The following is an 8,794-nucleotide window of genomic DNA, read 5'->3' as shown; positions in this document are numbered from 1 at the left end:
GAGGCCGTTGCGGATTTTCGTTTCTGCATCCCCCGAGTGGGCGAAGTAGGGCGCGCAACGCGCCCTGGCAGCATCAGCCCCCTTCGCTGTGGCCCTTCCTGAGGGCTTCGTCGAGCCTGAAAATCTCATTGCCCTTCATGATGATTTTCGTGCCGTCCTTGGTCTCCATGACCTTTCCTTCGGGCATGCTCATGGACTTGCCAAACTTGTTCTCCATGCCCATCTTGCCGTCCTTAAAGACGTGCACTTTCGAACCATCCTGCAATTCGTAGGTTTTTACGACATTGCTCATATCGACCGCGGCCGCAGTCAGCGATACGGCAGCAATGAAGGCTCCGACCATCAGCTTTTGTTTCATCGTTTAGATCTCCAGGTTATGGTCCTGCACTAGGGCGCATTGGGTCCACTATTTTTGGGAACAACGGGTTCAATGGACCTTGTCTTCTTGTCATCTTCGCAACCCGCCTGTTGACTGTCCGGCGCAGATGCCGGCTCCGACCGGTCCGTCGGGAGATTCGTCGCCTTCGGCGGCGTAACGTGCTTCATCAAGTGATGCCGGGGATTGGCCGCCAACGCCAATAGTTGGACCTCATCCCCTCCGTCGAGACGTTCTGCCTTGATTCCTTCAATGCCGAGTCCAGCAGGAGTCTCGGCAACCCATGCCAGTTGTATCGCCCACATCTGTCCAGGCGCAAGGCAGAGGGCCACGCCAACGGATATGGATAGCGGCATGCCTGAGTTCATTCCCGTCCTTACATCACAAGTAGCGGTTCGAATCTTCTATCCAAAGCCTTTTTCGATTGCATTTTATTCCCCGACGTAGGTCGCAGGCCGAATGGGAGCATAAATGTAATGATCCCGAAAGATTTAGGTTAACTTGGGGCGGCTTCAGAATTCGGAAAATATTGGCCGTTAAGACTCTTGTCCTATCGCCGACGTTGGCTCGCAGCCAGCAAGAAGCTCTGGGTATCCGTATTTCGTGGTTGACTTCGTCCTGTGCGGTGCGACGTATCGTGTGACGTGGGCGGTTGAAGGGCGCCGAACGGGCCATTTGCTGCTATCCGTCTAAGCAAGCGCAGATGGCCGCTTCGGGCAGACAAGCGACTGTCAATCGGTTGATCAATCGAATCGATATCGAGCGGGCGATCGGCGCCCATCCCCTCGCTCCCCCGCGCTAATGTGCGGAACGCTCGTTTGGTCGCAGGTGGTGCGTCGCCGATATCGATCGCTCAATCAAGGCGTAGGCGGCATCCAGGTGCGTGCTATCACCGGACTGGGCGGCCAGCAATTCGAGCGCGCGCAGCAGTTGATCGGCGGCGCTTACATTCTCGTGCCTCAACGCCAGGGCGTACGCGGCGTAGATGGCCTCCGCCAATGGACGGGCAGATAACTCGGTCATGGCGCATTCCCATGCGATGGTTTATCGGCATCCAATCAGGACGACCCTGCATTGACTATCGACCTTGCCACAGGGGGAAGGTCAAGCGCCTGATGGGCCATGCCGAGCGAGCAACCGGATTGCCGCGCGTGGAGCGGGGCCGCCTCGATCGAATCCATGGGAGCCTCTTTCTGCACACCGAGCACCATCGGCGCCACCCACGCTCCCGCGTTTGCACGTTTGGCTTGACCTTGGAGTAAGGTCCAAGGTCTAGGATTGAGTTGTCCAACGGAGAACCCGCACTGGTGCGCCGCCGTGTGCAGCGGCCCTGCGGGCCTTTGGGTGCCGATCAATCTGGTGAGGAACATTGTGATGACCGTCGCAATATCGGCCAGTTCCGCTCCACACGTCTGGAGCGAGGAACCGGCCAGTGTACCGGGCTGCCGGCGCATTCGCGCCCGGATCGGCGGGCTGCACTGCTCGTTGTGCACCGGGACCATCGAGAAGGCACTGGGCAAGCGGCCTGGCGTCACCAAGGTCGCCGTCAGCCTGACACATGAACAGGCACTGATCGAGTATGACCCCAACGTTGCGCGCGCCCAGGACCTACTGCAAACGTTGAGGGACATCGGTTACACGATATCGGACCCGCGCAAGCTGCGCCCCTTCGATGAGGAAGAACGGGCGCTAACGCGCGAGCGTGGCCGATTTCTCGCCGCGCTAGCAATGAGCATCGCCGCAATGGGCCTGGTCGGCTACCCGGTCGATAGCGCCTGGTTTCCGCTTTGCGTCTTTTCGCTCGTGAGCCTGGTTGCGTTTGCATTCGTCGTCTTGCGTGGCTACGGGGTGAGACAAGCACTGACAGGTACGGTAGGGCTCGGCGCCTTCGGCACCGCGATCTACGCGTTCAAGTTGCAGGGCCTGCTGGGCCCGAGCGTCCCGTGGTTGGCGGGCGCGCTCGCACTGGCTCTCATTTTCGGCATCGGCCGCCATATCGTCTACATGGCGGCGATGGCCTTGCGGCGCGGAATTCTCAACCAGCATGTGCTGGTCGAGTTCGGTGCCTTTGCCGGGCTCGCGGGCGGCCTCATCGGTCTCACCCTGCGCCCCGCTGGCTACCCGACCGAGGCATTCTTCGCCGTCGCGGTGATGGTGCTCAGCTACCACATCTTTTCCGAGTGGCTCTCGCTGATCGTCAAGACGCGCAGTTCGCAGGCTGTGAAGAAGCTGCTCGATCTCGAACCAGACATGGCGCTGGTCGTGCGGGATGGCTCCGAACAGTCGGTTCCGCTCGACGCCGTGCGGGTTGGGGACCGCGTGCGCATTCGTCCCGGGGCGCGCGTGCCGGTCGACGGCGAGGTTGAATCGGGACACTCCGAGGTGGACGAGTCGTTGGTCACGGGGGAGCCGATTCCCGTCGAGAAGCATGTCGGCGACCGCGTCCTGAGCGGCGCCTTGAACGGGCATGGCACGCTGCTCGTGTGCGCAACTGCCGTGGGCGAGGAGAGCTTTCTCCGACAGGTTATCCGTAGCGTGGAGGAAGCCCGCGCCCTCAAGCCCGGCGTGCTCCATCTCGTGGACCGTATCCTGCGGGTCTATACGCCACTGGTGCTGTCGACGGCCCTTGCCGCTGCCGCCCTATGGCTCGTCGGACCGTTGCTCGTAGGCGCTGCACCCGACCTGCAGCGCGCCATCTTTGCCGGGCTGAGCGTGCTCGTGATGGGCTATCCGTGCGCCGTGGGGATCTCGGCGCCGCTCTCGATCGTGCGCGGCGCCGGCGAAGCCGCCGAGCGCGGCGTGCTCATGCGCACAGGTGAGGCATTTCAGGTGCTCCGCCGCGTTGACCACGTGGTGTTCGACAAGACCGGCACGCTCACAGAAGGCCGGCCTGGCCTGCGAGAAGTCATCGCGCTCGCATGCAACGAAGAGGAGCTACTTGCCGTGGCGGCAGGTGCCGAAGCGTTTTCGGAACATCCGCTCGCGCGGGCCGTCGTCGAAGCGGCCTTTCACCGTGGCATCACGCTGTCGAACGTCGAGGACTTCGAGGCGGTCGCGGGTCAAGGTGTGCTGGCACGCATGGGCCAGTCGAGGCTGGTGGTCGGCAATGCGCGGTTCCTCTCGACCGAAGGCGTGGCATTGCCTGGGGGCGGACTCGACGCGCGCCTGGCGGAACTGGAAGCGAGCGGATCCACCGTCATTGGCGTAGCGCGCGACGGCGCGCTGCTTGGGTGGCTGGCGCTCGGCGATGCGTTGCGGGCTGACGCCGTCGAGACGGTCGAGCGCCTGCACGCGCTCGGGATCCGCACCACGCTCCTGACCGGCGACAACGCTCGTGCGGCACGGCATTTTGCGGCGGCCGCCAGCATCGACGAAGTCCATGCGCAGGTGCTGCCCGCCGAGAAGGCGGCCCTGGTCCGGCAACTGCAGACGAGCAGTCGCGTGGCAATGGTCGGCGATGGCATCAATGATGCGCCGGCGCTGATGCAGGCCGATGTCGGCATCGCCTTCGGGCACGGCGCCGATATCGCGATCGAGTCGGCGGATGTGATCATCCTGAACGCCCGGCTGGCCGCTGTGCTCGACGCATACATGATCAGCCGCCACAGCTATCAGAAGATCGTGCAGAACGTGCTACTCGCCTTCCTATTCAACGGCATCGGCATTCCGGCGGCAGCGACGGGCCTGGTCTACCCCGTGTGGGGCATGGTCGCCATGGCGGCCAGCGTGACGACGATTTTCGTCAATTCGCTATGGGGCCACGGCGGCTATTTTTTTGAGGCAATCCGGACGGTTGGACCGTTGTCCTCGCCGCCCGCAAAAACGAACGCGTAACGGTTTCAAAGGAGTCTTCACCATGTTCAAGTCCGTCAGATTTGCCGTCACGGGCGAACAGCGCCTGAACTGCGAGAAGTGCGAGCAGCGTGTCACGCGCCTGCTAAGCAGCCTGCCGGGTGCGAAGCAAGTGCGCGCGCAGGCCGCTCATCAGCAGATCGACGTGTTGTTTGATGGCGCGCTACTGGACGAAACGGCGATTGCCGCGCGGTTGCAGGAGGATGGATATGAGACGCAGGTTATCGGCTAGTCCCTGGCCGACGATCGGTCATCCGCGTGGCGCGATTTCAGCGCGCCACCACATCGAATGCAGGTTGGATCATGGCAGAAGTCACACCAGTCAGGTCAGATAAGGCAAGCCGCCGCGCCTCCGCGACGGCTCAACCGGGCACCGGTGCACGACAACGGCAGCCCGAAGCCTTGTCGAAGGAGGACGCCCAGCCAGGGACCACGTTGACCGTCGGCAAGCTCGCGCGGCTCGCCGAGGTTAGTGCCGACACGATTCGCTTCTATGAGGACGAGCGCCTCCTGATGCCGGACAGCAAGTCGGATGCCGGTTACCGGCTCTATGGTCCCGATGCACTGCGGCGACTCGACTTCATCAAGCACGCGCAGCAATGCGGCATGACGCTGGCGGAGATCCGCCAATTGCTCGACCTGCGCGCCGATGACGGTTCTTGCTGCGGCGACATCCGCAGTCTGGCGATTCGCAAGAAGCTGGAGCTCGAACAGAAGATCAAAGCGATGCAAGCCATGTCGCGGGCACTGAGCAAGCTGATCGATGTCTGTACGGCGGACGACCAGCCCGTGGATGTGTGCCCGATCTTGGCAGCACTCGAATCCAGTACGGCGAATCGGAATGCCCGTCTCACCCCCCAAGCGTCGGACCCGTTATGAGCATCAAGGTAGATATCTTCTTCACGCCCGGTTGCAGCCAGTGTGAGCGCACGCACGAGAACCTACGGGAAATCGCCCGCGCGTTTGGCGGCCAGAACGTGGTTTGGCGTGACATCAACCTCCTGGACGAAGTGGACTACGCGGTGGAGCTTGGCGTGCTGACACCGCCTGCCATCGCCATCGATGGGGAGTTGATCTTTGCGAGGCTGCCCAGCGCCGCACAGCTTCGGCAGGAACTGGAGCGACGGCTGGAACAGAAACAAGTTTGAATGGTCGCTCGTAGATACGAGCATCGCGTCAACTCATCAACTCGGGCCCAGGAAACGTCCCATGGATATCGAAGCGCTGCGCATGACACTGCAACAACCAAGCCTCGCGTCGCTAGGCGTCGGCTTTCTTTTGGGCTTCGTCTTCACGTTCAACCCCGTCGCGCTGGCCTCCATCCCGGTGTCGCTCGCCTACGTCACGAAGGCGCGTGAGCCGCGCACCGCCACGCTCTACGGTGCCATGTTCATCCTTGGCATGGTGGTCGTGCAGACACTGCTGGGGATCGCTGCGGCGTTTGGCGGGCAATGGGCAGCGCAGTTGCTCGGGCGGCAATGGGGCCTGGTGCTCGGCCCGTTGCTGATCTTGCTCGGCCTGGCCTGGCCGGGCTGGATCCGGCTGCCCTTACCCGCGATTCCCATCCGGGCCAAACGCGTCGGTAGCAGTTGGGGCGCCATCCTCCTCGGCATGGCGTTCGCGATCGCCGTTTGCCCGTTCTGCACGCCCGCGCTGGTGGTGCTGCTGGGCATAGCCGCGGCGGTCGGATCGCCGCTGTTCGGTGGCACGCTGCTGCTGGCCTTTGCGCTGGGGCGCGCCGTGCCCGTGATCCTCGGCGCCGTGGCGATGGGCTGGCTCAAGGGCCTTTCCGCCCTGCAGCGATATCAGAAGGCATTCGAGATGGCCGGCGCGGTGGTGCTGGTGCTGTCCGGTCTGTACATGCTCAACGCCTACTTCTTCGTGATCCCCGCCCTGGCGGACTGATGTCGTGCTCCGGTCTTTCCACGACGGTCTGTCTCAACGCTTGACCTTCCCATTGGGGAAAGGTCCATGCTGAATCGCAATCAACTGCTCCCAGAACCGTCTGGATTGACGGGCGCGTAGCCCCCCCACCTCAACGGAGAACCAAAGTGGTGCCTGATGTAGCCTTCCCTGTGTCTGCTGACGAGCGCGAGCGTCTGCTTCGCATGCTTGCCGGCACCACGTTCATCATCTTCTTCCAGGCTTACATGGTGGCGCCGATCATCCCGGCGCTGGCGCGTATCTTCGGAGTGGCAGAACAGACCGTGGGCCTGATCGTGCCGGCCTATTTGATTCCATATGGCATCGCGACGCTGGTCTACGGGCTGCTCGCCGATCGGCTCGGCATTCGTCGGGTCATGTTCGTGTCGCTGGCCGCGTTTGCCGTGCTGACCGCGCTGACGGCGAGTGCGACGTCCATCGAGCAAATCGCATTGTGGCGGATCGCGACGGGGATTGGCGCCAGCGGCGTCGTTCCGCTTGGCTTGGCGCTGGTCGGTCGCCTGTTTCCCTACGAACAACGTGGACGTCCGCTTGGCTGGCTCTTTGGCGCAATGGCCGGCGGCATGGCGTTCGGCTCGCCATTAGGCGCGCTTCTGGTTCCGATGATTGGCTGGCGAGGATTGTTCCTGGTCGTCGGGGCGGCTGGCGCCGCCATCTTGCTACTTCTGCTGTCCTATCGCCGCGTGATCGCGGCGGCGACCCAGCCGGTGACCGGGACGCTGCGTGATTTGTTTCGCGGCTACAAGACTCTGCTCGGTACGCCGCGCGGGCAGCGGACCTTTGGCTACGTTCTGGTCAATTCGATGTTCCACTCGGGCGTCTTCACCTGGCTAGGGGTGTATTTCGAGCGTCGCTATGGCATGGGCGCCGCAGGGGTTGGCTTGGCCTTGCTCGGCTATGGGGTGCCCGGTTTTCTGTTGGGACCGTTCATCGGTCGTCTGGCAGATCGATGGGGCCGTGCGAGAATGCTTCCGATCGGGCTCGCTGTCAGTGCCGCGGCAGGCGCGGTCCTGCTCACCGGATTCCCGGTGAAGTTCGCACCTGTTGTTGCGATGATGTTGTCCCTGGGCTACGACATGACCCAGCCGCTATTTGGTGGCATCGTCACATCGCTTGGCGGGAAGCGGCCGGGGCAAGCGATGGGGCTGAACGTATTCACGCTGTTCGTCGGCTTTGGGCTGGGAAGTCTGCTTTTCGGGGCGGTGCTTCGCTACGGATTCGGGCCTGCCTTGGGCTTGTTTGCATTGGTTGAGTTGGTGGCTGCCGTATGCGCCCTGCGATTGTTTCGCGCTGAAACGCCTGCCGCGTCGGCGGGCCTGTCGTCTGGGAACCGGTAGCGCAGCCACTACCTGATGAACCGGTACAGCGAGCGCAAGGAAGCCGCCGAGGCGAGCTCCACCGCACTTGCTGAGGCGGCCGTGTGTAACGAACGCGGGACTCCCAAGTCGGCGACAACGACAGTGCTGAAGTTGAATAACAAACAACGAAATGGCCATGGGACCAAGCGGTGGTGTGATTGCCAGGCTGGGAATTGCCCAGGCACTGGACCAGACTCGATCGCTCCACGAGCGGCCAGCCAGTGACCGAAGTTTCCCGACTTCGGTCGTCTTTGAAAGCGCGCGCCGATGGCAGTGATGGGTCGAACTGGAACAGCCGATCCGCCTGCGAAATCGTGTTTCGGATTTGTTGGCCCCTTGCATTGCAGCATTCAATGAGGGCATCAACCAGCAACGGATACCCGAAAACCGCTCAGCTACGAGCGCCTATCTGCGAGCGCCGAATGCCAGCCGCATCTGCCTAGCACGCTCAAGTTCATCGCCGTGCAGGTACATGGACGTGGTGGCGATCGACGCGTGGCGCAGGTTGTCGCGCACGGCGGTGAGCTCAGCCCCGCGGGCCAGTGCGTGGCTGGCGTGACTGTGCCGCATCCAGTGGGGCGTTGCACGGCGCAGCTTCTCCGCCGCCACTGGGTGATCGGCTTCGATGGCGTCAGCGGCCTGCACAAAGAACCGCCGCAGCAAGCGCCAAAGATGAGCACCGGAAATGCCGACGGTGCCATCCTCGCCCAAACTCCCCACTAGGGGTGTTTTCGGATTCCATCTCTCCCGGCTGATCGGCAACTGCCGCTGTGCCAGGTATTGGTCTAGCGCCGTATATGCGAGTGGCGGCAAGGCTACCTTTCCGGGCTTGCCGCCTTTTCCGATCAGATGTAGCCAGTGGTCGCCGTGCCCGTCGAGGCGGACGTTGCCTAGTGCGGCGCCTACCAGTTCGCTGGCGCGCAGACCCGTCGCGTACCCAAAGTCGAGCAGAAAACGTAGGCGCTGCGCCGCCGGCTCGGACCAGCCATAGGACCACTCCAGACCGTCGGCGATGGCCCGCAGCAGCAGCCATTCCCCTTCGGTAAAGCCTCGTGCCGTATCCAGGGCAGGTCGCGAGGCATGGCCGCGAACCTTGATGCCGGCAAACGGGTTGGCCAGCACGTAGCGCTGCTCGATGGGGTCGTCTCAGAAAACGGAAAATAAAGCACGCTAAGGCATAGCCGAACCTGCCAAGCTTGCTCCACCCTGTAGTGACGCGATCAGCGGGCAGGAAACGTTCCCCCTTCGCGCATGGCAGGCGCAC

At 62.7% G+C, this 8,794-nt stretch carries 8 protein-coding genes and 2 pseudogenes; 6 read left to right on the top strand and 4 right to left on the bottom strand.

What is annotated here, in order from left to right; translation table 11 throughout:
* Nucleotides 1-73 precede the first annotated feature (73 nt).
* Both copK and F7R19_RS29030 read right to left on the bottom strand, forming a co-directional pair.
* Nucleotides 74-358, bottom strand: a complete 285-nt coding sequence (copK, locus tag F7R19_RS29040; RefSeq protein WP_150982929.1) for a periplasmic Cu(I)/Cu(II)-binding protein CopK — start codon at nucleotides 356-358, stop codon at nucleotides 74-76.
* Between the two features lie 816 nt (nucleotides 359-1,174).
* Nucleotides 1,175-1,399, bottom strand: coding sequence for a hypothetical protein (locus F7R19_RS29030; protein WP_029307142.1), 225 nt, complete (start codon nucleotides 1,397-1,399; stop codon nucleotides 1,175-1,177).
* 351 nt (nucleotides 1,400-1,750) lie between these two features.
* On the opposite strand from F7R19_RS29030, the gene F7R19_RS29025 reads away from it, so the two are divergent.
* The 6 genes from F7R19_RS29025 to F7R19_RS29000 all read left to right on the top strand — a co-directional run bounded on the left by F7R19_RS29025 (nucleotide 1,751) and on the right by F7R19_RS29000 (nucleotide 7,509).
* Nucleotides 1,751-4,210, top strand: coding sequence for a heavy metal translocating P-type ATPase (locus F7R19_RS29025; protein WP_029307144.1), 2,460 nt, complete (start codon nucleotides 1,751-1,753; stop codon nucleotides 4,208-4,210).
* Between the two features lie 22 nt (nucleotides 4,211-4,232).
* On the top strand, nucleotides 4,233-4,460 hold the full coding sequence (locus F7R19_RS29020) for a heavy-metal-associated domain-containing protein (protein ID WP_029307145.1): 228 nt from the start codon (nucleotides 4,233-4,235) through the stop codon (nucleotides 4,458-4,460).
* A 71-nt stretch (nucleotides 4,461-4,531) separates the two neighbouring features.
* A complete protein-coding gene (locus tag F7R19_RS29015; RefSeq protein ID WP_227874029.1) occupies nucleotides 4,532-5,107 on the top strand; it encodes a heavy metal-responsive transcriptional regulator in 576 nt (191 codons plus the stop codon).
* Nucleotides 5,104-5,376: a thioredoxin family protein gene (locus tag F7R19_RS29010; protein WP_029307147.1), complete on the top strand. Its 273-nt coding sequence runs from the start codon at nucleotides 5,104-5,106 to the stop codon at nucleotides 5,374-5,376. The genes F7R19_RS29015 and F7R19_RS29010 overlap by 4 nt, the downstream gene beginning before the upstream one ends.
* 61 nt (nucleotides 5,377-5,437) lie before the next feature.
* The gene (locus F7R19_RS29005; RefSeq protein ID WP_029307148.1) at nucleotides 5,438-6,133 is read left to right on the top strand and encodes a cytochrome c biogenesis CcdA family protein; all 696 of its coding nucleotides are present in this window, start codon (nucleotides 5,438-5,440) and stop codon (nucleotides 6,131-6,133) included.
* Nucleotides 6,134-6,282: 149 nt separating this feature from the next.
* Nucleotides 6,283-7,509: an MFS transporter gene (locus tag F7R19_RS29000; protein WP_234710838.1), complete on the top strand. Its 1,227-nt coding sequence runs from the start codon at nucleotides 6,283-6,285 to the stop codon at nucleotides 7,507-7,509.
* Nucleotides 7,510-7,935: 426 nt separating this feature from the next.
* Here F7R19_RS29000 and F7R19_RS28990 read toward each other — a convergent pair.
* Both F7R19_RS28990 and F7R19_RS28985 read right to left on the bottom strand, forming a co-directional pair.
* A pseudogene (locus F7R19_RS28990) lies at nucleotides 7,936-8,667 on the bottom strand (tyrosine-type recombinase/integrase); the annotation flags it as partial.
* Between the two features lie 33 nt (nucleotides 8,668-8,700).
* A pseudogene (locus F7R19_RS28985) lies at nucleotides 8,701-8,794 on the bottom strand (MerR family transcriptional regulator); the annotation flags it as partial.

Origin of the sequence: Cupriavidus pauculus (genome assembly GCF_008801835.1) — a bacterium.
Taxonomy (GTDB): Bacteria; Pseudomonadota; Gammaproteobacteria; order Burkholderiales; family Burkholderiaceae; genus Cupriavidus; species Cupriavidus pauculus.
The sequence above is the reverse complement of the archived record's forward strand: the minus strand, read 5'-3'. Positions and strand labels throughout refer to the sequence as shown.

Excerpts from the sequence above, each read along its gene's own strand:
- copK (WP_150982929.1), bottom strand. The coding sequence starts at position 358 with ATGAAACAAAAGCTGATGGTCGGAGCCTTCATTGCTGCCGTATCGCTG.
- F7R19_RS29030 (WP_029307142.1), bottom strand. The coding sequence starts at position 1,399 with ATGACCGAGTTATCTGCCCGTCCATTGGCGGAGGCCATCTACGCCGCG.
- F7R19_RS29025 (WP_029307144.1), top strand. The coding sequence starts at position 1,751 with ATGACCGTCGCAATATCGGCCAGTTCCGCTCCACACGTCTGGAGCGAG.
- F7R19_RS29020 (WP_029307145.1), top strand. The coding sequence starts at position 4,233 with ATGTTCAAGTCCGTCAGATTTGCCGTCACGGGCGAACAGCGCCTGAAC.
- F7R19_RS29015 (WP_227874029.1), top strand. The coding sequence starts at position 4,532 with ATGGCAGAAGTCACACCAGTCAGGTCAGATAAGGCAAGCCGCCGCGCC.
- F7R19_RS29010 (WP_029307147.1), top strand. The coding sequence starts at position 5,104 with ATGAGCATCAAGGTAGATATCTTCTTCACGCCCGGTTGCAGCCAGTGT.
- F7R19_RS29005 (WP_029307148.1), top strand. The coding sequence starts at position 5,438 with ATGGATATCGAAGCGCTGCGCATGACACTGCAACAACCAAGCCTCGCG.